Raw genomic sequence first — 23,355 nt, 5'->3', positions numbered from 1 at the left:
GTCCTGATGGCGGCGCACTAGTCGCGCTCCTCGATCCAGGCCGCCTGGATCGCTTCCAGGATCTTCTCGTTGGAGCGGTTGGGATCGTCTTCGAAATCGGGCAGTTCCATCACCCAGCGGTGCAGGTCGGTGAATCGCAGATTGACATTGTCTATATCGGGGTGGCGTTCCTCGAGTTCGATCGCGATGTCGTGGACGTCGGTCCAGCGCAGCTTCTTTGCCATCGCGTGCCCTCCCCCTTACTTGTCGACCATCATGTTGCGCGTCGCCGCCGGCAGGCGCACCACCAGCCCGTCCAGCGATTCGCTCATGCGGATCTGGCAGCCCAGCCGCGAGGTGTGGGTAAGGCCGAAGGCGAGGTCGAGCATGTCTTCCTCGTCGTCGCTGGCCGGCGCCAGTTTGTCGAACCAGGTCTTGTCCACGACGACATGGCAGGTCGAGCAGGCCAGCGAGCCTTCGCAAGCGCCCTCGATGTCGATGTGATTGCGGTGGGCAATCTCGAGCACGCTAAGACCGATGGGCGCATCGACTTCCTTGGGCGACCCGTCCTTCAGGATGAACGTCATCTTCGGCATCTCAGTCTCTCTTGCTCCTTACTCGCCGACCCTGTTTTCCAACTCGCCGACCGACAGGCCCGACAGCGCCTCGCGGATGCCGCGGTCCATGCGCCGTTCGGCGAAGGGCTTCGATAGTGTCTCCAGCGCTTCGGCAGCGGCATTGATCTCGTCGCGGCTTTCGCCGGCCATGGCGGTTTCGACGGCGGCCCGCGCCTCGTCGATCGCCGCACGCTCCTCGGCCGACAGCAGCGAGCCGTCCCTGGCGAGCGCTGCTTCCAGCGCTAACAAGCTGCGCCGCGCCTCGACCCTGGCCTCGGTCAACAGGCGCAAGGTCATGTCGGCTTCGGCATTGTCCATGCTGTCGTAGAGCATGTCGGCCATGTCTTCGTGGCTGAGGCCGTAGGACGGCTTCACCTCGATGCGCTGGGCAATGCCCGTGGTTCGCTCCTCGGCAGAGACCGTGAGCAGGCCGTCGGCATCGACCGCAAAGGTGACGCGGATGCGCGCGGCCCCGGCGGTCATCGGAGGAATGCCGAGAAGCTCGAAGCGCGCCAGGCTGCGGCAGTCCGCAACCATCTCGCGCTCGCCCTGCACGACATGGATCGCCATGGCGCTCTGGCCGTCCTGATAGGTCGTGAAATCCTGCGCGAGCTGCACGGGGATCGGCGTGTTGCGCGGCACGATCTTCTCGACGATGCCGCCCATGGTTTCGAGGCCCAGCGACAGCGGCGTGACGTCGAGCAGCAGGGTATCGCTGCCGCCGGTCAAAGCCTCGGCCTGAAGCGCAGCGCCTAGCGCCACGACCTCGTCGGGATCGATATCGGTGAGCGGCGGCTTGCCGATCATGCCGGCGACCTTCGAGCGCACCAGCGGCACGCGCGTCGAACCGCCGACCAGCACCACGCCCTGCACTTCCGCGGCGGTCATGCCGGCATCGGCCAGCACGTTGCGGGCAATGTCGAGCGTCCGCTCGACGAGCGCGTCGGCCATCGCGTCGAACTCGGCCTTCGTCAGCGCATGGAACGACGGCACGCCCGCGATATCGAGCCGGCCCGACGTCTGGTCCCGGTCGGAGAGCTGTTCCTTCATGTGGCGCGCCAGCGCCAGCGCGGCCTTCACCGCGGCTTCGTCGACCGCGTCGGCAAGACCATCACGCTTGCGCTCCGCCAGCATGCGCTCGGCGATGGCGCGATCGAGGTCGTCGCCGCCCAGCGCCGTGTCGCCGCCGGTCGCCAGCACCTGGAACACGCCCTTCTCGAGCCGCAGCAGGGAGAAGTCGAAGGTGCCGCCGCCCAGATCGTAGACCGCGTAGAGGCCTTCGGAGCCCTTGTCCAAACCATAGGCCAGCGCCGCGGCCGTCGGCTCGTTCACTAGCCGCAGCACTTCGAGGCCGGCCACCCGCGCGGCGTCGCGGGTCGCGGTGCGGGCGGCATCGTCGAAATAGGCCGGCACGGTGATGACGGCCCGCTCGACCGGCTTCTCCAACGCATCCTCGGCGCGCTGCCGCAGCGCCTTCAGGATTTCGGCGGAAATCTCGACCGGCGAGCGCGCCTTGCCGCCGATGCGCAATTTCACCATGTCGGTCTGGCCGGTGCCCGGCTCGATCTCGTACGGCAGCACACCGGCCACGGCGTGGACGTCGGCCGCACCGCGGCCCATGAGCCGCTTGATCGAGGAGACGGCATTCTTCGGCTCGGCGGCCGCGATCTGACGTGCTTCGTCGCCCACCAGGACACCACCGGCCGCCGGATAGGCTACGACCGACGGCACCAGCGCCTTGCCGGTCGCGTCGTGCAGGGCGGCAGGCACGCTCTCGCGCGCAATGGCGACGACGGAGTTGGTCGTGCCGAGATCGATGCCGACCGCCAGCGATCCCTCGCCGGCATGCGGCAGAGGCGTTTCGCCCGGCTCGTGGATCTCCAGCAAAGTCATGCCCTGGACCGTTCAATATTCATACGTCGCGCACGCGCCTCCTCGGCGAACTTGTCGAGGTAGCGCAGACGAAGGAGCGTTTTTCTGATGGCCGGCCGGTCGTTTGCCAAGAACAAACTGCCCAGCGCCGCCATTGCCTTGTTCACCTCGTCGCGCGCCTTGGCCGCCAGTGCTTCGACCGCCTCGCCGCTCGACGCCTCATGCAGTTCCTCGCGTGCCTCCATCGCCTCCATCAGGAGATCGGGATCGTCGATGGTCTTGCCGTCCCCCGGCAGTTCCACGCCCTTGAGCCCGGCGAGATAGACGGCCCGGCTCAGCGGATCCTTCAACGTGCGATAGGCGTCGTTGAGGGCCGCAGCCTCGACCGAGGCGCGGGCGCGCTCCTCGGGGTGCTTGCCTACGAAGCGGTCCGGATGCCACTGCCGCTGGAGGGCGAAATAGGCCCGATCCAGTGCGGCCGTCTCGATGTCCAGCGCCGCCGGCAATCCCAGCCGCGCGAAATGATCCATGATCCGACTTCAGACGTGGAAGGACTCGCCACAGCCGCAGCGTCCCTTCTCGTTCGGGTTCTTGAACACGAAGCCCGACTTCAGCTTCTCTTCCTCGTAGTCCATCTCGGTGCCGATCAGGAACAGCGAGGCCTTGGGGTCGATCAGCAGCCTGATGCCGCCGGCCTCGACCACCTCGTCCATCGGCTCCTGCTTGTCGGCGAATTCGAGCGTGTAGCTCATGCCCGAGCAGCCCTTGCTGCGCACGCCGATGCGGATTCCGGCCGTCGGCTTGCCGCGGCCCTCGATCAGCGCCTTGACGCGCTCGGCGGCGAGCGGCGTCACCGTCATCACCTGCGGGCGCGGACGGCGCGGCCTCGGGGCGGCGGCGGGAGCGGCGGGCTTCGCCGTATCCGTGGTCGTGCTCATGGCTACCTTGCTCCGACTGCTGCTACTCGGCCGCTTCTTTCGGCTCTTCCTTCTGGGCCTTGGCGCGATAGTCGGCGATTGCCGCCTTGATCGCGTCCTCGGCCAGGACCGAGCAGTGAATCTTCACCGGCGGCAGCGCCAGGTGGCGCGCGATGTCGGTGTTCTTGATCGTCTCGGCCTCGTCGATCGTCTTGCCCTTCACCCATTCGGTGACGAGCGAGCTGGACGCAATGGCCGAGCCGCAGCCGAAGGTCTTGAACTTGGCATCCTCGATCAGCCCGTCCGGGCCGACCTTGATCTGCAGCTTCATCACGTCGCCGCAGGCCGGAGCGCCAACCAGACCCGTGCCGACATCTTCGGCATTCTTGTCGAGCGACCCGATGTTGCGCGGATTCTCGTAGTGGTCGATCAGCTTTTCGCTGTAGGCCATGACACTCTCCTCAAATCTCAGCGCGACGCCCCAAAAGGCCGCGCATCGGTAAAACTAGTGGGCCGCCCATTCGATCGACTTGAGGTCGATCCCTTCCTGGGCCATCTCCCAGAGCGGGCTCATTTCGCGCAGCTTGGTGACGTGGCGCACCAGCTCGTCGACGGCGGTGTCGACTTCGTGCTCGGTCGTGAAGCGGCCGAGGCCGATGCGCAGCGAGGTGTGCGCCATCTCCTCTTCGACGCCCAGCGCCCGCAGCACGTAGCTGGGCTCCAGCGACGCCGAGGTGCAGGCCGAACCGGACGACACCGACAGGTTCTTGATCCCCATCATCAGCGACTCGCCTTCGACGTAGGCGAAGGAGATGTTGAGGTTGCCCGGGATGCGATGCTCCAGGTCGCCGTTGACGACGATGTCCGTCAGCTTGGCCTGCAGGCCCTTCAGCATGCGCTCCTGGAGCTTGGCCAGGCGCTTGGCCTCGGTATCCATCTCCTTCATCGCGATCTCGCAGGCCTCGCCCAAGCCGACGCAGAGCGGCGTCGGCAGCGTGCCCGAGCGGAAACCGCGCTCCTGGCCGCCGCCATGGATCATGGCGACCAGCCGCACGCGCGGCTTGCGCCGGACGTAGAGCGCGCCGATGCCCTTGGGCCCATAGATCTTGTGACCCGAGATGCTCATCAGGTCGATGTTCATCGCCTCGACGTCGAGCGGGATCTTGCCGGCCGCCTGGGCCGCGTCGGTGTGGAAGAAGACCTTGCGCTCGCGGCAGATCTTGCCGATCTCGGCCAGCGGCTGGATGACGCCGATCTCGTTGTTCACCGCCATTACCGAAACCAGCACGGTCTTGTCGGTGATCGCCGCGCGCAGCACGTCGAGGTCGAGCAGGCCGTTCTGCTGGACCGGCAGATAGGTGACCTCGAAGCCCTGCTGCTCGAGATGGCGGCAGGTGTCGAGCACGCACTTGTGCTCCGTCACCGTGGTGATGATGTGGTTCTTGCGGTCCTTGTAGAACTCGGCCACGCCGCGGATCGCGAGGTTGTTCGATTCGGTGGCGCCGGAGGTGTAGATGACCTCCTTCTCGTCCGCCCCGATCAGCTTGGCGATCTGGCTGCGCGCCTTCTCCACCCCTTCCTCGGCCTCCCAGCCGTAGGCGTGGCTACGCGAGCCCGAATTGCCGAACTTGTAGGTAAAGTACGGCATCATCACTTCCAGGACCCGCGGATCCATGGGTGTTGTCGCCTGGTAGTCCAGGTAGATCGGCTGGTCGTTGCGCCGGATCTGGGTAATGGCTGTCATGCTAACCCCTTGAAACTCCTACGCTGCTTCAGCCTGAGAAATATCCGACTGCGTCACTCGGATATATAGGTCCCGCCACGCGGCGATCAAGCGCTCGATATCGGCCGGTTCGGTGTTCCAGCCCAAGCTAATTCTGATGGCGCTCCCGGCCTCCTCGACCGGCACGCCCATGGCCGCCAGAACGGCCGACCGCTGGACCTTGCCCGACGAACAGGCCGCTCCGGCACCGATACAGACACCGGCAAGATCGAGCGACATGACCTGCGTCTCGGCCGGAACGCCCGGCATGGAGATGCAGCTCGTATTGCCTAACCGCCTGGCACCAACGCCGAAAACACGTGCTCGTGGCGCAATCTGGACAAGAGAAAATTCGATCCGGTCGCGCCAGCCAGCGAGATCGCGTCCCCCGTCGGCCGCCTCCTGCGCCGCAACGCCGAAGCCCACGATCCCGGCCACGTTCTCCGTACCGGCGCGGCGGTTGGATTCCTGGCCGCCGCCCCGGCGATCCGTCGCGAAGGGGGCGCCGTCGCGCACCATCAGGGCGCCGACGCCAGTCGGGCCGCCGAGCTTGTGGGCGGACAGGCTGAGATAGTCGACGCCGAGACCATGCACCTCGACCGGCACCTTGCCGGCCGCCTGGACGGCATCGCAATGGACCAGCGCACCGGCGGCGCGCGCCAGGCGTACGACGTCGGCGATCGGCTGCAGCACGCCGGTCTCGTTGTTGGCCAGCATGACCGACACCAGGGCCGGTTCGCCTGCGGACGACCCCAGCGCCCGCTCCAGCGCCGCCAGATCGACGACGCCGTTGCCATCCACGCCGACGATCTCCGCCCCCGGCACGGCGCGCAGCACGCTGTCGTGCTCGACCGCCGAAACCAGGACGCGGCGACGGCCGGCGCCGGAAAGCGCCAGGTTGTTGGCTTCGGTGCCGCCCGACGTGAAGACAATCTCGGCCGGCAATGCGCCCACGAGGGCGGCCACCTGGCGGCGCGCCGTCTCGACGGCGGCGCGGGCCTTGCGCCCGGCGGCATGGACGGACGACGGATTGCCGCCGGCGCGCAGCACCTCGACCATCGACTCGAACGCGGCCGGCCGCAGGGGGCTGGTGGCGTTGTGGTCGAGGTACGCGAACGCGGCCATGGTCCGGGCAGTCCCTAGCTGGCGGCGGCCATCGACGATTCGGCCTCCGGAACGCCCGGCGCCTCGACGATGCGCGACGCCAGCTTGCGCTCCAGCACGTCGTGCAGGGTAACCGAGCTCAGGAACATGTGGATCTGGTTGCCCAGCTCCTCCCACAGGTCGTGGGTCAGGCACTTGCTACGGTCGGTGCGGCAGCCGGGCGCCCCCATCTCGGTGCAGCGGGTGGCGCTGATCGGCTCGTCGACCGCCAGGATGATCTCGGAGACCCGGGTCTCCATCGACAGGCGGGCCAGACGGTAGCCGCCGCCGGGACCGCGCACGCTCTTCACGAGACCGGCGCGTCGCAGCCGGGCAAAGAGCTGTTCGAGATAGGACAGGGAAATCTCCTGCCGGGTGGCAATATCCGACAGGGAAACCGGCTTCGCCTGGGCGTGGCGCGCCAGATCGACCATCGCCATAACGGCGTAACGACCCTTGGTGCTGAGCTTCACAGCATCCTCCATCATGGCCGGATCATCCGACCTTGCATTACGGAACGCCTAAAGGTCTTGAAAACCAAGGCGTTACTACGATATTCCGGCCCCTCAAGGCGGGGTTCGGGCAAAAACCAACTACGTAGCTCGGGATTTAGATAATCCGAGTAAGTCGGTCAAGTATCAAGAATCCCCCCCATCGATCGCCCCAAATCGGTTACGACCGGAGGTCAACAGGGTGAAAAACCGGAGTCTCCATGCCTGACGTGATGTTCACCGGCCCCGAGGGTCGTCTCGAAGGCCGCTATCACCAGAGCAAGGAAGAACGTGCGCCCATCGCGCTGATCCTCCATCCGCATCCGCAATATGGCGGAACGATGAACCACAAGGTCGTGTTCTCGCTCTTCCATGTCTTCGTGAATCGCGGCTTCTCGGTGTTGCGCTTCAACACGCGCGGCGTCGGTCGCAGCCAGGGCCGCTTCGACAACGGCATGGGCGAACTCTCCGATGCGGCCGCGGCACTCGACTGGCTGCAGGGCATGAACGCCGACGCCAAGTCGTGCTGGATCGCCGGCTACTCGTTCGGCGCGTGGATCGGCATGCAGTTGCTGATGCGCCGACCGGAGATCGACTGCTTCGTCTCGGTGGCGCCGCCGGCCAACTCCTACGACTTCGCCTTCCTCGCGCCCTGCCCTTCTTCGGGTCTGATCGTGGGCGCGGAGCGCGACGAAGTGGTGCCGCTCGCCGACATCCAGAAGCTGGTCGCGCGACTGTCGCTGCAGAAGGGCATCACCGTGGAGTCGCGCACCGTGAAGGGCGCAAACCACTTTTTCCACGACTCGCTCGACAAGCTCGCCGTCGATGTCGACAGGTACGTTGCCAAATCCCTGCTCAATCCGCCGGGCCGCGCGACGAGCAACAAGGAACCCTAGGGTTCGCTGAGGCGGCCGCCCGTCATGGGACGCGGCGCGCCGGTCGTCGTCGGATAGGTCAGTGGCAAACCACGCAGGGAGCGCACGGCCAGGAAGGCAAAGGCCTGCGCTTCGAGGGCGTCGCCGTCCCAGCCGAGATCGGCCGCCGTCACGACCTTGCCGTGCGTTTCCTCGGCAATCGCACTCAACAACGTCGGATTACGCGCACCGCCGCCGCAGACCACCCATTGAAGAACCGGCGCCGGGAAATGCCGGGCAGCGAGCGCGATGGCGCGTGCCGTGCCACGCGTCAGAGTCGCGGCGCCATCGGCGGCGCTCAGCCCTTCCGCCCAGGCATCGTTGAAATCGCCACGGTCGAGCGACTTGGGCGGCGTGCGCGCAAAGTAGCGATGCTCGCCGAAGCGTTCGAGCCTCGCGCGGTCGACCTTGCCCGAGGCCGCAAGTGCGCCGTCCTTGTCGTAGCGCTGGCCGGCGCGCCGCGCACACCAGTCGTCGATCGGCCCGTTGCCCGGGCCGGTATCGAAAGCCAGCAGCGCCCCGTCCGCCCCCACCCAAGTGACGTTGGCGACGCCGCCGATGTTCACCACCGCAAGCGGCCGCGGCAGATCGCGCACGAGGGCCGCATGATAGGCCGGTACCAGCGGTGCGCCCTGCCCGCCTGCGGCGACATCGGCGATGCGCAGCTCGTTGATCACGCGCACGCCCAACGCACGCGCCAGAGCGGCGCCGTCGCCGATCTGCCAGGTGAAGCGCCGCTCCGGCCGGTGCGTGATCGTCTGGCCATGGAAGCCCACGAGATCCACCGTCGAGAGCGGCACGCCCTGCTCGCTCGACCAGCGTCGCACGGCGTCGGCATGCGCCTCGGTCACGGCCCGTTCGGCGGCACGCGTCGCTTCCGACACCTGCTCGGCGCCAAAGGCTGCGCGGATCGTGCGACGCACCTCGTCTGCATAGGGAACGGTGAGGCTCGGCCCATAGGAGGCGATACGTTCGCCGTCGGTCTCGATCAGGGCCACGTCGACGCCGTCGACCGAGGTCCCGCTCATGAGGCCTAGAGTGCGCAACGGCCGTTCGGTTGCAAGCTGGGTGAGCATAGTCTGGGGTATGGCGAGCCGTTGAGGCACTTACCCTCACATGTTACACCCACGGCCCTTCACGAACAAACGAGCCAGGCGGCGGCGGACGGCGATATGTCGGGTTTCAAGTCGGATTTCATGCGGATCGTGCACGAGCGCGGAATGGTGCATCAGTGCAGCGACCTTCAGCGCCTCGACGAACTTCTCGCGAGCGGCGTCCGCACCGCCTATATCGGCTTCGACTGCACCGCCGATTCGCTGCATGTCGGACATTTGCTGCAGATCATGCTCCTGCGCTGGTGGCAGAAGAGCGGCCACCGTCCGATCGCCCTGATGGGCGGCGGCACGACCAAGGTCGGCGATCCCTCGGGCCGCGACGAGACGCGCCAGCTCCTGACGACGGCGCAGATCGACTCCAACATGGCGGCGATCAAGCGCAGCTTCTCGAACTACCTCACCTTCGGCGACGGTCCGACCGAAGCTGTCATGGCCAACAATGCCGACTGGCTCGACGGGCTGCTCTACATTCCGCTGCTGCGCGATGTCGGCCGGCACTTCTCGGTCAACCGCATGCTGACCATGGATTCGGTCAAGCTGCGGCTCGATCGCGACCAGCCGCTCACCTTCCTCGAATTCAACTACATGATCCTGCAGTCCTACGACTTCGTGGAGCTGCACAAGCGCTACAACTGCATCGCGCAGATGGGCGGCTCCGACCAGTGGGGCAATATCGTCATGGGCGCCGATCTCGGCCGCCGCATGCAGGGCGCCGAACTGTTTGCGCTCACCTCGCCGCTGCTCGCGACCGCGTCTGGCGCCAAGATGGGCAAGACGGCCGCAGGCGCAGTGTGGCTCAACCCCGACCGGCTGTCGCCCTACGATTTCTGGCAATACTGGCGCAACACCGAGGATGCCGACGTCGGCCGCTTCCTCAAGCTGTTCACCGACATGCCCCTGTCCGAGATCGCGCGGCTTGAGGCGCTGCAGGGCCAGGAGATCAACGAGGCGAAGAAGATCCTCGCGACCGAGGTGACGACGCTGGCGCACGGCAAGCAGGCCGCCGACAGCGCCGCCGAAACCGCACGCCGTACCTTCGAGGAAGGCGCCAAGGCCGAGACGCTGCCGACCATCGACATGGCGCGCGGGAAGCTCAAGGCCGGCATCGCCGCCTTCGAACTGCTGCACGACGCCGGCCTGACGGAAAGCCGCAACGAGGCGCGCAAGCTCATCAAGGGCGGCGGCGCCCGGCTGAACGACAAGCCGATCGTCAGCGACACGGCGACCGTGGGCGAAGCCGACCTCGATTCCTCGGGTACGCTGAAGCTCTCGGCCGGCCGCAAACGGCACGTCCTGGTGCGTGCGGTCTGAGTCGGAGAGTCTCGGCCTCTCCCGACAGCGACCGACTACTTCGGGGCCAGCGGCGCGTTGAAGATCTCGCGCAGGGCGCCGGGCGTTACGGCCGACATCATGTTGACGTCGCTCTTCAAGTCGTCGAACCGGCCATGGAGTTGGTACGAGATGGCAAACATGCCGCCATCCTTGCCGCCGGTCAGCAGCGGCCCCAGCAGCGGCACGTTGGACAGGAGATTGTTCAGCGCAAAGGCCGGCACGATCACGCCGTAGAGCTGGGCCGTTTCGTTGCCGACATCGACGATGCCCTGGGTCGTGAGGCCGATGGATTGACCGCTGGTGCGGCCGTTGCGCACCTGGATGCGGTCGCCCGCCTTGGAAACGTTGGCGCTGAGACTGTCGAACTGCTGCAGCGCGTTGCCGGCACTGTTCAGACCGTCGATGGCGGCATTGAGCGTGCCGATGTCGGGTCGCGGCGACACTTTCTGCAGGCGGTAGGGGCCCATCTTCAAAGTGCCGTCGAGGGGAGGATCGGCCCAGAGATCGTTGAATTTCCCTTCTATGTGCAGGTAGCCGTTGACCAGGCCGTCCATCCAGCCGGCCTGCGAGAGTAGCTGCCCGAAGTCCGCAACGTAGAGGAAGAGCGTGCGGCCGGATTGGCCCGGCGTCACGCGGAAGGTCGAGCCCTTGCCCGCCCCCATGCCGAGATCGGCAAAGGTTACGCGATCGCCCATCATCTCGAAGCGGCCATTGAGGTAGCCCAGCGACCCATGCTTCAGAATCACGTCCTGAATCTGAAGCGTCATCTTCGTGCTGTTGCGGGCGTCGGCAGCCGGCCCCTTGGGTTCCCGCTTGGCGATCTCGTTGCGGGCCCGCAGCATTTCCTGCACGCGTGCCAGCTCCAGCGACTGGCCCTTCACCGACATCTCGACGCCGGCAGGGACGCGCTTCCAGTCGAACGATACGTCCGACCTGCCGAGCTTCGCCTGCTGCACCGTAATCTGCTGAAGCAGATTGTCGGGACCGAAACGCGCCTGGCCCTTCGCCTGCAGACCGGCACCGCGGCCTTCGAAGTCCGCCGTCGCGAGCTTGCCGCCGGGCGCGAGCTTCAGAGTCAGGTTGGCCAGCCCCTCGGCGCCGGCCACCTTGGTTAACGCGAGCGGCTCGACGAAGACCTTCGCTCCCTTGAGATCGAAGCGGCCCACGACCTCGCTCGTGCCGTTGGTCGCGACTTGATAGGAGAGCGTGGTGCCGATCGGGCCGGTAATGAAGGGATCGACGGCGGGGAAGCCCGCCTTGCCCACGATGTCGGCGTTCACCGTCCCCTTGACGTCGTAGCGCCGGCGAAACGGCGCCTTGGCCGCGAACAGCTCGCGCCAGTTGAGGTCGATGGTATTGCCGTCGAGCTTGCCCTGCCCTGAGACGCTGAGTTCGGAGTCGCCATATTTCAGGCGTGCCGTGGCGTCGGTGAGATCGAGGTCGCCCAGCACGTCCTTGAGCGAGAACGACGTGAGCGTGGCGTCGGCCTTGATGTCGATATCGGCAACGGCAAGTGCATTGATGAGCGGGAAGCCCAGGGACAGGTCGATCTCGACATCGCCGCCCAGCCGGCGATAGTCGTAAAGAACGTCCTTGGACAGGCCGAGCTTGGGCCGTGCCAGGAAGCGGATGACGTCCTGAGCAGAACCCGTGATCGGCAAGCGCAAGGCGGCCGTCTGCACTGAGCCGTCGAGGCCGGTCAGCTCAATGGAACCATCGACGACCTTCAGGCCAACGGCCCCGCCCCGCACCACGTCGAAACGCAAGCTGCCGTTCTCGTAACGCGCCTTGCCCGAGACGTCCTGCAGCTCGGGCATGTGCGGCATATAGCGCACGGTCATGCCGCCGTACTCCAGCAGGCCGACCAGCCGGTCGACCTTCATTGCCGAAATATCGTCGACCGGCGAACTCAGCGCGAACTCTGCGGCAATATCGAGTGCGCCGTTGCTGAGATTCGCCATCGCCCATTCGCGTCCACCCGTCGCGAATTCGAGCGGCCAGTAGTCGCGCAGCTTGTCGATCGGGATCTGCCGGATTTCGGCCCGGCCCGAGAAGGTGCGGCTGTCCTCGGTGCGCGTGCCGCTGCCCGTGACGAGGATCCTGGCGGCGCCGAAATCCATTTCGACCTTGTCGATCTTGGCGACGTGTTCGGTGGCATCGACCGAGAAGCGAGCTTTCATGCCGCGCACCTCGTGCGCCGCTTGCAGGATACCCGGCAGGGTGACGCTGCCGGCACCGCCGGTAATGTCCACGCCGACCGTCCGGATTTCGCCCTGCCCGCTCGCTTCGATCTGCATGTGGCCCGACAACTTGACGTCGACACCGCGCAACAGAACGAGATCGGGCGACAGATCGGCGAACACCCAGGGCTTGAAGCCATCGATCCTGGCATCGACAAGAATGCGGCTGCGATCTCGCGTATAAACGCCCGAGAACGAGGTATCGACCGGATCGCCATGCCCTGTGAAACGCGCATTGGCCTTGATCGACACGCCGGCGGCATCGCGTCTCAGCTCGGCATTCGCGCCCGGCGCCACCCAGACAAGACCCGACTTCAGGTCTCGCAAAGTGACGGTGGCCTGCTGCACCTTCACCGAGTCGAGCTGGCCCATCAGCGATTTGTAGTTCGGTTCGGCCAGGAGCTGGTCGATCAGGATCGACACCGCCTCGCCCTGCGCGCCGCCGGTCTCGGACGTGAAGATGCGTTTGAAGACCCCGCCGTCGCGGGCGATGTCGGCCTCGATGACCGGCCGCTCGACCACGACCGCCGTCGGCAGGAAGATTCCCTGGAAGACCGAGCGAGGCTCGAAGGTCAGGGCCGCGTCGGGCGCCGAGGCGATGACCTGATTCTGGTCGTTGGTGAAGCGCAGCCCCTGGAAGGCCAGCCGCATCGGCTGGTTGAGGGCCGTCCATTCGAAGGCGAGACGGTCGAACTGGGGGCGGATGTCGTTGCCGGGCGCGTCGATCAGGCGCGTGATCTGGGGCTTCAGGAAGTCGAGATCGACCGGACCGGCCGACAGGCGGATTGCCGCCACGATGACCAGCGCGGCGAGTGTCAGGACGACACCGGCCACGACACGGACACAGACCCGATAGGTTCGCTTGACCAAAACCGACTCTTTCCGGTTCTTGACGATGGTGACTCGCTTGGGCGAGCGTGCCAACGGACAAGAACAATTTAACTGTCGACGTATTGAATGTCTTGGTTTTCGATGACCCGCCTGCCGCGACCGCACGATTCCGAACGGCAGAGCGTGGCGTGGACGCGCTGGAAAGAGCGCACCGCACCGCCCGACGACGCAACCGGCGTCGCCCTGCTCGACGCACTGTTCGGTAACAGTCCGTATCTGACGGAGACGGCGCTACAGAACCCCGATTTTATGACCGATCTGTGGCGCCATGGGCCGGATGCGGCGTTTGCCGGGCTGATGGCCCAACTTGCCGCAACTCACGACGAGGCACGATCGGGGGCCACGCCCGAGGCGATCGCGGCCACCCTGCGGCGGCTGAAGCGGCGCGTGGCGCTGACCGTGGCCGTGGCCGATATCGCCGGGGAGTGGCCGCTCGACCGCGTAACCGGCGCGCTCAGTTCCTTCGCCTCGGGCTGCCTGGACGCCCTCACCGATTCCATTCTCCTGCAGCTTGCCCGCGACGGGCAGCTGGGCATCGGCAACGATCCGCAGGCCGCCGCCTTCACGGTGCTCGGCATGGGGAAACTCGGCGCCGGCGAACTCAACTATTCGAGCGACATCGACCTGATCCTGCTCTACGACCGCGACGCGCCGGCGGTGGCCGAGAACGAGCAGCTCTCCCGCCATTTCGTGCGCGGCGCCCGGCTCCTGGTGCAGCTCATGTCGGAAGCGTCGGCCGACGGCTACATCTTCCGCACCGACCTCCGGCTGCGCCCCGATCCCGGATCGACGCCGCTCGCCATGTCGGTGCAGGCGGCGGAACTCTACTACGAGAGCGTCGGCCAGAACTGGGAACGCGCGGCCATGATCAAGGCGCATCCGGTGGCCGGAAATCGCGCGGTCGGCGCGGCCTTCCTCAAGGACATGACACCCTATATTTGGCGCAAGCACCTCGACTTCGCGGCGATCCACGACATCCATTCGATCAAGCGCCAGATCGACGCCCATCGCGGCGGCGGCACGATCAAGGTGCTGGGTCACAACGTGAAGCTGGGCCGCGGCGGCATCCGCGAGATCGAGTTCTTCGCCCAGACCCAGCAGCTCATCTTCGGCGGCCGCAATCCCTCGCTGCGCCTGCGCGGAACCTGCGAGACGCTGCGCGCCCTCGCCGCCGCCGGCCATGTGACGTCGCGCGCAACGGAGGAACTGATCGAGGCCTACGGCTTCCTGCGCCGCGTCGAGCATCGCCTGCAGATGATCGACGACCGCCAGACCCATTCGCTGCCGTCCGACGAGGCCGGCATCGCGGCCGTCGCGACCTTCCTGGGCTACGACGACCCGATGACGTTTCAGGCCGAACTTCTAAATACACTGCGTCTCGTGGAGAGCCACTACGCCCATCTGTTCGAGGAAGCACCGAGCCTGGCCGGTCCCGGCGGCAATCTGGTCTTCACCGGCACGGACGACGACCCCGGCACGCTCGAGACCCTGAAGGGACTGGGCTTCCGCGACGCCTCCGCCGCGGCGGCGATCGTGCGGCGCTGGCATCACGGCCGCTACCGTTCGACGGCGACCGCCCGCGCCCGCGAACTGCTCACCGAGCTGATGCCGGGCCTGCTGAAATCCCTGGGCGAGACCGCGTCGCCCGACCAGGCGTTGCTGAACTTCGACCTCTTCCTCGGCAACCTGCCGGCGGGCGTGCAGCTCTTCTCGCTGTTCAAGGCCAACCCGGCGTTGCTCGAACTGCTGGCGACCATCATGGGCAGCGCACCCGGCCTCGCCGCCCACCTTTCGCGACGCGCCCTCCTCCTCGATTCCGTGCTCTCGCCGGATTTCTACCGGCCCTTGCCGCCGGCGGCGGAAATGACTGCGGAGCTCGGCGCGATACTGGCGCGCGTCGATCACGAGCAGGACATTCTCGATCTCGCGCGGCGCTGGACCAACGACCGCCGCTTCCAGGTAGGCGTCCAGCAGCTCAAGCGCATCGTGAAACCCGCCGAAGCAGGCTTCGCCTACTCCGACATCGCCGCCGCCTCGATCTCGGCGCTCTGCGACCGGGTCGAGCAACGCTTCGCCGACACCCATGGCGGCTTCCAGGGCCAGCGGCTGGCCGTGCTGGGCCTGGGCAAGCTCGGCAGCCGCGAAATGTCGGCGACCTCCGACCTCGACCTGATTTTCGTCTACGACATTCCCGATGGCATGGAAGTGTCGGACGGTGCCCAGCCGCTGTCGCCCATCCAATACTACACACGGCTCAGCCAGAAGATCGTGACGGCGCTCACCGCCCATACCAACGAAGGCGCGCTCTACGAGGTAGACATGCGGCTGCGCCCGTCGGGTCGCGCCGGGCCGCTCGCCAATTCGCTGGAAGGCTTCGAGACCTATCACGCGCAGTCCGCCTGGACCTGGGAACACATGGCGCTGACGAGGATGCGCGTGATCCATGGCCCGACGGCGCTAGTCGGACGGCTCACCGAGATCGTGAGGGCAACCCTCTGCCGGACGCGCGATCCCGCGACGCTCGTGCGCGACGTGGCCGACATGCGCGACCGCATCGCCCAGCACGCGCCGCCCAAGAGCACCTGGGACTTCAAGCATCTGCGCGGCGGCCTGTTCGACATCGACTTCGTGGCGCAGTACCTGGCGCTGCATCACGCTCCGGAGCGTCCCGACATCCTCGATCCGCATCCCGCCGAGATGCTGCAGCGCATGGCGGCCGCCGGCCTCATCGCTGCTGAGGATGCCGAGCGTTTGTGCGCCACGCGCACCCTGCTGTCGGACGTGCAGAGCCTATTGCGGCTCACCCTGAACGGCGACGAAGCCGCGTTCGACGAAACGAAAGCGCCCGAGGGCCAGCGGCGCCTGATCGCGGCAACCGAAGGCGCGACCGACCTCGGCGACCTGCAGATACGGATCGGCCGCGAAGCCGACTCCGTGCGTGCTATATACGAGCGTATCGTCGAGGCACCAGCCCGCGCCGCCGGCTGGGTACCCCGCAAGGAAGGCAAAGGAAGCGAACGATGAGCGTCGAGGAAGGCAAGAAGGCCCCGGATTTCACCGCCCCCACCGATGGCGGCAAGAAGCTCAAGCTTTCCGAACTGCGCGGCAAGCCGGTGGTGCTCTACTTCTATCCCAAGGACGACACGCCGGGCTGCACCACGGAGGCCTGCGGCTTTCGCGACGCCGCGCCGGACTTCAAGAAGCTGAAGGCCCAGATCGTCGGCGTCTCGAAGGACAGCGTCGCCCGCCACGACAAGTTCAAGGCCAAGTACGACCTCAACTTCCCGCTGGTCTCAGACGAGGACGGCAAGATCTGCGAGAAGTACGGGACGTGGATCGAGAAGAGCCTCTATGGCCGCAAGTACATGGGCATCGACCGCGCGACCTTCCTGATCGACAAGGACGGCGTCGTCCGCAAGGTCTGGCACAAGGTCAAGGTGAAGGGCCACGTCGACGAAGTGCGCGAGGCGCTGGCCGCGCTTTAGTGTGCGCCCCGATCAGACCAGCCAGCCGTTCCCTGACGCACTGGTGAAGTCGAGCTGGACCACCAGGTCGTTGTAGTCGCGGTCGCCGCCGCCGTAGGTGTCTTCCCAGCCCCAGGTGTTGACGCCGTAGTTCCAAAGGTGGCCGACATGGCCGCCGCTGGCATTGGCTTCGTTGGCCTCCGAGAACGCCCAGAACGACTCTCCCGACGTGTCGTTCACGAGGTGCATGGCGATGATGTTGCCTGCATCGACATTCGTCAGCATCGCTTGACCGTAATTGCCATAGCCCGGCCCGGCGATCGACGTTCCGCCCGTGCTCGTCGTGTAGGCCCGTCCCAGGGCAGCCTCGGCATAGCCTGCCTCTCCCGGCCGAAGGCCGCCGATGGTGCCGTTATGGTCGTCGACGCGATAGAAAGTCAGAGAGAGCGAATCCTCGCCGTTCTGGCGGATACGCACCACGGCCTGTTGGTCGCTGGCGTTGCCGACAGTCTCCGCAACGGCCACGGCAGAGGCGACTCGAACGACGGTGTTGCCGTCGTTGGCAACGAAGTCGACGAAGCCGAAATCGTTGGTCAGCGTTCCGCGCGGCGTGGTGGTCGAGGTGCCGTTGATCTCCACGGACAAGCTGCCGTCGGCCGCAGCCGACGACTGCCCTACCCAGCCATGCGTCTGCTTGTCGAACAGGCGAACGAGCTGCGGATCGAAATCGGCCTGCAGCGACTGCTGCGCGAGCTGGCTCGTCCAGGCGAAGGCCGACGAAACGCCGCTGCCGAAGGTCAGGCTGTGCTCGCCGGCCGTCACGTCGATGGCGGCATTCCTGCTCGACATCGATTGGACGAGCAGCGACTCGCTGACGGGTGTCGTCCAGCCACCGGCCCCGGTCTGGTCGAGCACGTCGGGCGTCGAGCCGTAGGTGTACTGCTCGTGAGCGATCGTCGTGAGTGCGCGCGCCAGCAACGTCCCGTTCGGCGTCCCGAGCCCCGTCGTCAGATCGTAGCCCGGCGCCGCCGAATAGCCGAAGCCTGTCAAGGTGACAGGCCAGCCGCCGCTCGAATACTGGCCATCGTTGTCGTAGTAGTACGATGTGACGTTGTTGCCGAAGGTGATGTCGTTGAACGACGCGGGAGCTATCGCGGCCGCGGTGTAAAGCAGGTCGTTCATGTAGCCGAGGCTGGGCAGGCCCTGATCGCCGAAGATTGTGGTGATCTGCGCCGCCAGCGACGCCCAGAGCGGCGTGGCGGCGCTGGTCCCCAGATCTTCCCAGATGTCGCCGGGCTGCATGGTATCGCCGGGCGCGAGATAGAACATGTTGCCGCCGGCATTCGCGGCGACGTCCGGCGCCCCGCGGCCGGTGCCGCCTCCCGGATTGGCCGAGGTCGGCGTGAGGCCGAAGGCCGTCTGATACCAGGGCGTCGGCTGCGTCGTATCCACGCCGCCGTCGCTTCCGGCAGCGGCCTCCAGACCGCCCTCCGGCCCGATGACGTTGTTGTTGCCGATGACGTAGCTGTTCCACACCGATTCAAGCAAGGTCGTCTGCGTCGCGTCGGTTCCGGAAACGCCGCTCGGCAACTGCGTGAGGCCGCCTTCGATCAGCCGCCACAGCATCGACATGTGCCCAGCCATCGCCTGGCCATAGACCGACTGCGACGGAGACGGCTCGTGCGCGACCGTCGGATCGTGTGGCGCTGCGGCAACCGTGGTGATGGAGGTGCCGCCGACGAGAACAGCGTAAGGCGAACTCAGGTTGGCGTTCTGGTTGGCGAGGCCGTTGGAGAAACTGTAGCTCGACCCCCAGTCGTTGTTGGCAATGAAGGTCGAGACGTTGCGCAGAGCCGCGTCCACGAAAAGTTCCCGGACCGCGAATGCGAAGGGCGAGTCCGGTGCCGACTGCGAAATGATACTGAAGGACGAGGAGACCGCTGCCGGATTGTTGGTCTGATCCCAGAACGACGATTGATAGGCGGTATATGAGTTCGCGTAGGCGCCCCCCTCGGGTGCAAAGCCAGATCCGGCATAGAGACCGACCTTGCCGTAGGGATTGATGGCGGCGACGACGCCGAGGTCGAGAGACCGTTCGCCGGGATTTGAAACATCGGGATCGCCCCAGCTGTACCTCTCGCCGTTCTTCGCGACGACGTAGAACTCGCCGTCCTTGTCGATGCCGGCGCTCCGAAGGTACGAGTTCAGCCCTTCCTGAAGGGTGTAGTCGGATCCCGGTGGCAACGCGCCGCCAATGCCCGGTTCGACCAGCCCGACGGTGGCCGTCGGCACATCCTTCCCCGTCAGCGGGAAGTTGTAGAAATTCTCGGCGATTTCGTTGGGATACTGCGTCGACGGATTGTTCGACAGCGAGTTGCCGATGCTGAGCGCGCCCTTCGGCGGCGACACCGACGCCTCTCCGGCAAGGTTCGAGGTCCCCGGCTCCGTTCCCCAGACCGGCGGTGCATCGAACCACAGGCCCGCGACGTCCATGCCCTCCGGCAGCGAGAGGTGACCCTCCCAGTAGAACATGCCGCCTTGTTCGAGAGAGGCCGTCTGATAGCCCGTCGTGCCGAACAGGGTCTGGAAGTTCTCGGGCGTGAGCGAGACCCAGATCGTGCGCGAGTCTTGCGACGTGATGTAGCCGCCAGTACCGCTGGCATCGCCCACGATGGGGATGCCCATGTCGTTCAAGGCATTTGTGACGGCGGTGTAGTTCTCCGTCGCAGCGCCATAGGTCGACCACAGGGCGCTGTCGTTGTCGAGCTGCTCGAACTGTTGCTGGCGTGTGCCCCAGTCGCTGTTGAGAAGCGCCGTCGGGTCGTTGGCCCGCTCCAGGACCAGCGCAACATTGATCGTGGCGGTGGTCGGGATGGGTGTGCCGGTGAGGCCGTAGGCTTCGGCGACGCTGGTCGCCGTCGTCATCCCGTGGCTGGTCATGTCGAGGAACGTCGAATTGGCAATGACGACATTGGCCATGGGTGACTCACCTACTCCGAGGAACGCGTCGCTTTCCTTATCGTAGGGTCGATCTCTCCGTCATCGCCAACATCGTGCAGTCTCACTGAGGCTTGGACCGAAACGTCCGCTCAGGATTTTTCGGCCAGCTCGTGCAGGGCCTTCACCGTCTCGCGCAATCCCCGCTGCAGGACCTTGTCGCGACGGACTACGATGGCGAGCTTGCGATAGAGCCTGGGCGTCAGGCGGCGCACCACGAGGCGCGCGCGATCGCCTGGCTCTCGCAACGCCACGGCCGGCAAGATCGCACAGCCCAGCCCTACGCCGACCAGCCGCTTGATCGCCTCCACGCTGCCCAGCGACATGCTGGGCCGGAGTTCGACGCCACCCTGAAAGAACCATTGATCGGTCACCAGTCGCGTCTGGCCGCCCGGCTCGAACATGATCACCGGCAAACGCGCCATCACTTCGGGCGTGACGCGCGCCGGCAGCTTCACGCCCTCGCGCGAGGTCACTGCGACGAACTCGTCGTCCAGCACCGGCGTCACCTCGAGATTGCGGCCGCCGGCCGGCAGCGTGACCAGAGCAACGTCGAGCGCATTGTCCTGCACGGCCTTCACGATATCGGAGGTGTTGCCCGTGGCGATGGTGATTTCGAGCGACGGCAGGCGCTGGCGCAGGCGGCGCAGCATCTGCGGCAGGCGGAAGATCGCCGCCGTGGCGCCCGTCCCCAGACGCACACGGCCAACCTCGCCGCTCTTGTAGTGCGCGAGCTGCTCCAGCGCGGCCGTCACCGCGCCGTCGATGCGCGCGGCATGGTCGAGCAGTTCGAAGCCGGCCGCTGTCGGCGTGGCGCGGCGCCCCAGTCGTTCGACCAGCGTCACGCCGAGCCGCTTCTCGAGTTGGGCGATCTGCTGGCTGATCGCGGGCTGCGTCAGGTTGAGCTGTTCGGCCGCCGCCGAGAATGTGCCGAGTCGCGCCACTTCGGTGAAGGCCCGGACATGGTCGAGATTGAGACCGCGCATCCAAAAATTCTCTTATGGATCGCATAAAATGACAAGATTTCCCTTATGTCACCGGCAGCAGCAGATTGCGCCCATGTCGCGTAGCTGTTCACTTGGAGATGTCATCGTGGAGATCGCTCGTTTCATCGGCGGTTCACCCTGGTCGCGCACCCGGCAGCGGGCGGCGCTCAGAAATCTCGACGACCGCCTGCTGGCCGATATCGGCCTCACGCGGCAGCAGGTGCTTTCGGGAGGCCCGATGATGAAAACGGCGGTGGTCGTGCGCGATGCACGTGAAGCCGACATGACCTTTGTCCAGGAGATCTATGCCCACCATGTGCGGCATGGGCTGGCGAGCTTCGAGGAGACTGCGCCGACGGTCACCGAGATGATCGGCCGGCGCGAGAGCGTCCTGAAGCTCGACCTGCCCTACCTCGTGGCCGAGATGGATGGCCGCGTCGTGGGCTACAGCTACGCGTCGAGCTACCGTCCCCGTCCCGCCTATCGCCACACGATCGAGGACTCGGTCTATGTCCGCGACGGGCTGGCGGGCCACGGCATCGGCCGCGCCTTGCTCGCAATGCTGATCAAGCGCTGCGAAGCCGGCCCCTGGCGCCAGATGCTGGCCGTCATCGGCGACAGCGGCAATGCGGGCTCCATCAGCCTGCATGCCAGCCAGGGGTTTCGCCAGATCGGCACGCTCGATGGCGTCGGCTTCAAGTTCGGACGCTGGGTCGACTCGGTGCTGATGCAGCGACCGCTCTGCGGCGGCAGTACGAGCCTGCCTACTCCGTGAAGGCCGCGAGGTTGGCCAGGCTCGATTCGATGCCGACCCGGTGATCGCTGTCCTTGATGCCTGCGGGCGCATTCTCGCAAAGCACGGTCACCCTGGTTCCGGCGGCGACGGGCTCGAAGGTCGTGGTCAGGCGCATTGTGCCCCTGAAGTCGGGATCGTCGGACTCGAAGTCGATCTCCTCGACGATGCAACGGTCCGGGTCCAGCTTCGCGAAGCGCCCCTCGAAGCCGTCGGAATGTTCCGAGGTCTTGCCACGCACGGAACGGTCGTCGGCCGAGTAATCGAACGCCATCCGATAGCCGCCGCCTTCGCGGGCATCGAAGGCGAAGATGCGGGCCGTCATGCCTGCCGGCGGCCGCCACGTGGCGACCGACTTCGGATCGAGGAACGCCCGATAGAGCGCTCGCGGGCTTGCCTTGATGATCCGCGAGACGGCGAGCGTCATTTCTTCGGCGACCAGCCGTAGATCTTTTGCAGCGAGCCGCCCATCAGCACGGCACGGTCGCTGTCGGAGAGGCGATCTGTGACACGGAAGGCATCGACGCCTTCCTTGTAGGTGAGCAGCGCCACCGCGCGCGTCCAGTCGGTTCCCCACATGCAGCGGTCGAGGCTGAAGGCATCGAAGATGCGGCCGAGCGGATCCCAGATATCCTTGTAGGGGAACTTCTCGTGGCTGAGCGTGCAGGCGCCGGTGATCTTGACCACGACATTGGGATGCGCGGCGAGTGCCAGAAGCTTCGGTAGTTCCTGCCATGGCTGCGGCGGGGCCGGCGGCGCAAAGGGCTGTTCGAGGCCCAGGTGGTCGATGACCAGCGTCGTGTTCGGGTTGCGCTTGGCAAGCTCCGCGACCTGTTCCAGGCGGCCGCGTGCCATCAGGTTCACCGGCAGATCGTGCTTCGCCGCCGCGGCCAGCACGCGGTTGATGCCGGGATCGGCGGCGTCGGTCGAAATCTCCGGCGTGAACATGATGCGGATGGCCACCGTGCCGTCCATCGCCGCCCAGTCCGCAATCGTGTCGGCGACCTTGGGGTCGTTGGCGTTCACTGGCTTGATGACGCCGAAGCGACCTGGATGGGCCTTCTGCACCGCGACGGCGTAGCTCTCGTCCCAGCGATACATCGTGTAGACGGAGACCAGCAGAGCGCCGTCGACGCCGACCTCGTCCATCGCCTTGATCATGTCTTCGGCAGTGACTTCGGGCGGCCCCGCGAGCACTGCCGCCCAAGGCCGGCCCGGATGATTGCGTTCGTAGCAATGGACCTGGGCGTCGATCGTCGGCATGTGTGTCCTTCCCTCTAACCCACTCGCTGGGCTCTTACCTCTTGTGGAGCGCGACGCTAAGTTGCCCCGCCCCGATGTTCAAGGGCATGACGACATAGCAAGGTTGCACAGACATGAGCGTAGAGACCGTGCGTGCGTTCTTCGCCGCACACGCGCCCGACATCTCCATCGTCGAACTCGATGCCAGCACCGCCACGGTCGAGATGGCCGCGAGGGGCCATGGCGTTGCGCCGGCGCAGATCGCCAAGACGCTGTCGCTCAGGATCAAGGACCGCACGTTCCTGATCGTGACGGCAGGCGATGCGCGGCTGAACAATCGCAAGATCAAGGATGTGCTGGGCGGCAAGCCGCGCATGCTGGGACAGGACGAGGTCGTGGCCTTGACCGGCCATCCGGTGGGCGGCGTCTGCCCGTTCGGGCTCGCGACGCCCCTGCCCGTCTATTGCGACGTCTCGCTCAAGGAATTCGACGAGGTCGTGCCGGCTGCCGGCTCCACGAACTCCGCCCTGCGGATCAGCCCGGACCGCATGGCCGCCTTGGTCAACGCCGAATGGGTCGACGTCTGCGATCGGGGCTGAG

General features: G+C 66.1%; 21 protein-coding genes. 6 read left to right on the top strand and 15 right to left on the bottom strand.

Translation table 11 applies throughout. The features are described from left to right. Positions 1–17: 17 nt before the first annotated feature. The 9 genes from iscX to BN60_RS08430 are packed head-to-tail and all read right to left on the bottom strand — an operon-like array spanning position 18 to position 6,778. A complete protein-coding gene (gene iscX / locus BN60_RS08470) occupies positions 18–224 on the bottom strand; it encodes a Fe-S cluster assembly protein IscX (RefSeq protein WP_020695592.1) in 207 nt (68 codons plus the stop codon). A gap of 15 nt (positions 225–239) precedes the next feature. Continuing rightward, on the bottom strand, positions 240–575 hold the full coding sequence (locus BN60_RS08465; protein ID WP_020695591.1) for a ferredoxin family 2Fe-2S iron-sulfur cluster binding protein: 336 nt from the start codon (positions 573–575) through the stop codon (positions 240–242). A gap of 18 nt (positions 576–593) precedes the next feature. After that, positions 594–2,489, bottom strand: a complete 1,896-nt coding sequence (hscA, locus tag BN60_RS08460) for a Fe-S protein assembly chaperone HscA (RefSeq protein WP_020695590.1) — start codon at positions 2,487–2,489, stop codon at positions 594–596. Next, positions 2,486–2,998 carry a Fe-S protein assembly co-chaperone HscB gene (gene hscB / locus BN60_RS08455; RefSeq protein ID WP_020695589.1) on the bottom strand — a complete coding sequence of 171 codons (513 nt, stop codon included), beginning with the start codon at positions 2,996–2,998 and terminating at the stop codon, positions 2,486–2,488. The genes hscA and hscB overlap by 4 nt, the downstream gene beginning before the upstream one ends. Before the next feature lie 9 nt (positions 2,999–3,007). Further along, on the bottom strand, positions 3,008–3,406 hold the full coding sequence (locus tag BN60_RS08450) for a HesB/IscA family protein (protein WP_020695588.1): 399 nt from the start codon (positions 3,404–3,406) through the stop codon (positions 3,008–3,010). Positions 3,407–3,428: 22 nt separating this feature from the next. Then, positions 3,429–3,836 (bottom strand): Fe-S cluster assembly scaffold IscU, encoded by a 408-nt coding sequence (iscU, locus tag BN60_RS08445; protein ID WP_020695587.1) that lies wholly within the window; start codon positions 3,834–3,836, stop codon positions 3,429–3,431. Between the two features lie 54 nt (positions 3,837–3,890). Next, a complete protein-coding gene (locus BN60_RS08440; protein ID WP_020695586.1) occupies positions 3,891–5,129 on the bottom strand; it encodes an IscS subfamily cysteine desulfurase in 1,239 nt (412 codons plus the stop codon). An 18-nt stretch (positions 5,130–5,147) separates the two neighbouring features. Continuing rightward, positions 5,148–6,272 (bottom strand): cysteine desulfurase family protein, encoded by a 1,125-nt coding sequence (locus tag BN60_RS08435; RefSeq protein WP_020695585.1) that lies wholly within the window; start codon positions 6,270–6,272, stop codon positions 5,148–5,150. Between the two features lie 14 nt (positions 6,273–6,286). Then, a complete protein-coding gene (locus BN60_RS08430; protein WP_020695584.1) occupies positions 6,287–6,778 on the bottom strand; it encodes an Rrf2 family transcriptional regulator in 492 nt (163 codons plus the stop codon). 224 nt (positions 6,779–7,002) lie between these two features. Here BN60_RS08430 and BN60_RS08425 point away from each other — a divergent pair, with 224 nt between their 5' ends. Then, complete coding sequence (locus BN60_RS08425; RefSeq protein ID WP_020695583.1) at positions 7,003–7,677, top strand: alpha/beta hydrolase; 675 nt, start codon at positions 7,003–7,005, stop codon at positions 7,675–7,677. Here the strand turns inward: BN60_RS08425 and BN60_RS08420 are convergent. Continuing rightward, positions 7,674–8,771, bottom strand: coding sequence for an anhydro-N-acetylmuramic acid kinase (locus BN60_RS08420; RefSeq protein WP_043283749.1), 1,098 nt, complete (start codon positions 8,769–8,771; stop codon positions 7,674–7,676). The two genes, BN60_RS08425 and BN60_RS08420, sit on opposite strands and share 4 nt — an antisense overlap. A 96-nt stretch (positions 8,772–8,867) precedes the next feature. Here BN60_RS08420 and tyrS point away from each other — a divergent pair, with 96 nt between their 5' ends. Beyond that, positions 8,868–10,121, top strand: coding sequence for a tyrosine--tRNA ligase (tyrS, locus tag BN60_RS08415; protein ID WP_020695581.1), 1,254 nt, complete (start codon positions 8,868–8,870; stop codon positions 10,119–10,121). Positions 10,122–10,156: 35 nt separating this feature from the next. Here the strand turns inward: tyrS and BN60_RS08410 are convergent, their stop codons facing one another. Next, complete coding sequence (locus tag BN60_RS08410; RefSeq protein ID WP_020695580.1) at positions 10,157–13,252, bottom strand: YhdP family protein; 3,096 nt, start codon at positions 13,250–13,252, stop codon at positions 10,157–10,159. Between the two features lie 87 nt (positions 13,253–13,339). On the opposite strand from BN60_RS08410, the gene BN60_RS08405 reads away from it, so the two are divergent. Next, positions 13,340–16,297: a bifunctional [glutamine synthetase] adenylyltransferase/[glutamine synthetase]-adenylyl-L-tyrosine phosphorylase gene (locus tag BN60_RS08405; RefSeq protein WP_051150107.1), complete on the top strand. Its 2,958-nt coding sequence runs from the start codon at positions 13,340–13,342 to the stop codon at positions 16,295–16,297. Then, positions 16,294–16,758 carry a thioredoxin-dependent thiol peroxidase gene (bcp, locus tag BN60_RS08400; protein WP_020695578.1) on the top strand — a complete coding sequence of 155 codons (465 nt, stop codon included), beginning with the start codon at positions 16,294–16,296 and terminating at the stop codon, positions 16,756–16,758. Before BN60_RS08405 ends, bcp begins: the two co-directional genes overlap by 4 nt. Positions 16,759–16,770: 12 nt before the next feature. Here bcp and BN60_RS08395 read toward each other — a convergent pair whose 3' ends face one another. Further along, on the bottom strand, positions 16,771–19,716 hold the full coding sequence (locus tag BN60_RS08395; RefSeq protein WP_020695577.1) for a DUF4114 domain-containing protein: 2,946 nt from the start codon (positions 19,714–19,716) through the stop codon (positions 16,771–16,773). A 110-nt stretch (positions 19,717–19,826) separates the two neighbouring features. Next, positions 19,827–20,720 carry a LysR family transcriptional regulator gene (locus tag BN60_RS08390; protein ID WP_020695576.1) on the bottom strand — a complete coding sequence of 298 codons (894 nt, stop codon included), beginning with the start codon at positions 20,718–20,720 and terminating at the stop codon, positions 19,827–19,829. Between the two features lie 106 nt (positions 20,721–20,826). Between BN60_RS08390 and BN60_RS08385 the strand changes: the two genes are divergently transcribed. After that, on the top strand, positions 20,827–21,495 hold the full coding sequence (locus BN60_RS08385; RefSeq protein ID WP_020695575.1) for a GNAT family N-acetyltransferase: 669 nt from the start codon (positions 20,827–20,829) through the stop codon (positions 21,493–21,495). Here BN60_RS08385 and BN60_RS08380 read toward each other — a convergent pair. Beyond that, the gene (locus BN60_RS08380) at positions 21,485–21,940 is read right to left on the bottom strand and encodes an SRPBCC domain-containing protein (RefSeq protein WP_020695574.1); all 456 of its coding nucleotides are present in this window, start codon (positions 21,938–21,940) and stop codon (positions 21,485–21,487) included. The genes BN60_RS08385 and BN60_RS08380 overlap by 11 nt on opposite strands. Beyond that, positions 21,937–22,776, bottom strand: coding sequence for an amidohydrolase family protein (locus BN60_RS08375; protein WP_020695573.1), 840 nt, complete (start codon positions 22,774–22,776; stop codon positions 21,937–21,939). Before BN60_RS08375 ends, BN60_RS08380 begins: the two co-directional genes overlap by 4 nt. Positions 22,777–22,889: 113 nt before the next feature. On the opposite strand from BN60_RS08375, the gene BN60_RS08370 reads away from it, so the two are divergent. After that, entirely contained in the window at positions 22,890–23,354 is a 465-nt protein-coding gene (locus BN60_RS08370) for a YbaK/EbsC family protein (RefSeq protein ID WP_020695572.1), read from the top strand. Position 23,355: the final 1 nt, after the last annotated feature.

The sequence above is a fragment of the Reyranella massiliensis 521 genome, assembly GCF_000312425.1.
GTDB classification, from domain to species: domain Bacteria; phylum Pseudomonadota; class Alphaproteobacteria; order Reyranellales; family Reyranellaceae; genus Reyranella; species Reyranella massiliensis.
Note: the sequence above shows the minus strand (reverse complement) of the source record. Positions and strands in the feature narration are given on the sequence as shown.

Bases quoted from the DNA above. Each gene is read 5' to 3' on its own strand.
- iscX (WP_020695592.1), bottom strand. From the start codon at position 224: ATGGCAAAGAAGCTGCGCTGGACCGACGTCCACGACATCGCGATCGAA.
- BN60_RS08465 (WP_020695591.1), bottom strand. From the start codon at position 575: ATGCCGAAGATGACGTTCATCCTGAAGGACGGGTCGCCCAAGGAAGTC.
- hscA (WP_020695590.1), bottom strand. From the start codon at position 2,489: ATGACTTTGCTGGAGATCCACGAGCCGGGCGAAACGCCTCTGCCGCAT.
- hscB (WP_020695589.1), bottom strand. From the start codon at position 2,998: ATGGATCATTTCGCGCGGCTGGGATTGCCGGCGGCGCTGGACATCGAG.
- BN60_RS08450 (WP_020695588.1), bottom strand. From the start codon at position 3,406: ATGAGCACGACCACGGATACGGCGAAGCCCGCCGCTCCCGCCGCCGCC.
- iscU (WP_020695587.1), bottom strand. From the start codon at position 3,836: ATGGCCTACAGCGAAAAGCTGATCGACCACTACGAGAATCCGCGCAAC.
- BN60_RS08440 (WP_020695586.1), bottom strand. From the start codon at position 5,129: ATGACAGCCATTACCCAGATCCGGCGCAACGACCAGCCGATCTACCTG.
- BN60_RS08435 (WP_020695585.1), bottom strand. From the start codon at position 6,272: ATGGCCGCGTTCGCGTACCTCGACCACAACGCCACCAGCCCCCTGCGG.
- BN60_RS08430 (WP_020695584.1), bottom strand. From the start codon at position 6,778: ATGATGGAGGATGCTGTGAAGCTCAGCACCAAGGGTCGTTACGCCGTT.
- BN60_RS08425 (WP_020695583.1), top strand. From the start codon at position 7,003: ATGCCTGACGTGATGTTCACCGGCCCCGAGGGTCGTCTCGAAGGCCGC.
- BN60_RS08420 (WP_043283749.1), bottom strand. From the start codon at position 8,771: ATGCTCACCCAGCTTGCAACCGAACGGCCGTTGCGCACTCTAGGCCTC.
- tyrS (WP_020695581.1), top strand. From the start codon at position 8,868: ATGTCGGGTTTCAAGTCGGATTTCATGCGGATCGTGCACGAGCGCGGA.
- BN60_RS08405 (WP_051150107.1), top strand. From the start codon at position 13,340: ATGTCTTGGTTTTCGATGACCCGCCTGCCGCGACCGCACGATTCCGAA.
- bcp (WP_020695578.1), top strand. From the start codon at position 16,294: ATGAGCGTCGAGGAAGGCAAGAAGGCCCCGGATTTCACCGCCCCCACC.
- BN60_RS08395 (WP_020695577.1), bottom strand. From the start codon at position 19,716: ATGGCCAATGTCGTCATTGCCAATTCGACGTTCCTCGACATGACCAGC.
- BN60_RS08390 (WP_020695576.1), bottom strand. From the start codon at position 20,720: ATGCGCGGTCTCAATCTCGACCATGTCCGGGCCTTCACCGAAGTGGCG.
- BN60_RS08380 (WP_020695574.1), bottom strand. From the start codon at position 21,940: ATGACGCTCGCCGTCTCGCGGATCATCAAGGCAAGCCCGCGAGCGCTC.
- BN60_RS08375 (WP_020695573.1), bottom strand. From the start codon at position 22,776: ATGCCGACGATCGACGCCCAGGTCCATTGCTACGAACGCAATCATCCG.
- BN60_RS08370 (WP_020695572.1), top strand. From the start codon at position 22,890: ATGAGCGTAGAGACCGTGCGTGCGTTCTTCGCCGCACACGCGCCCGAC.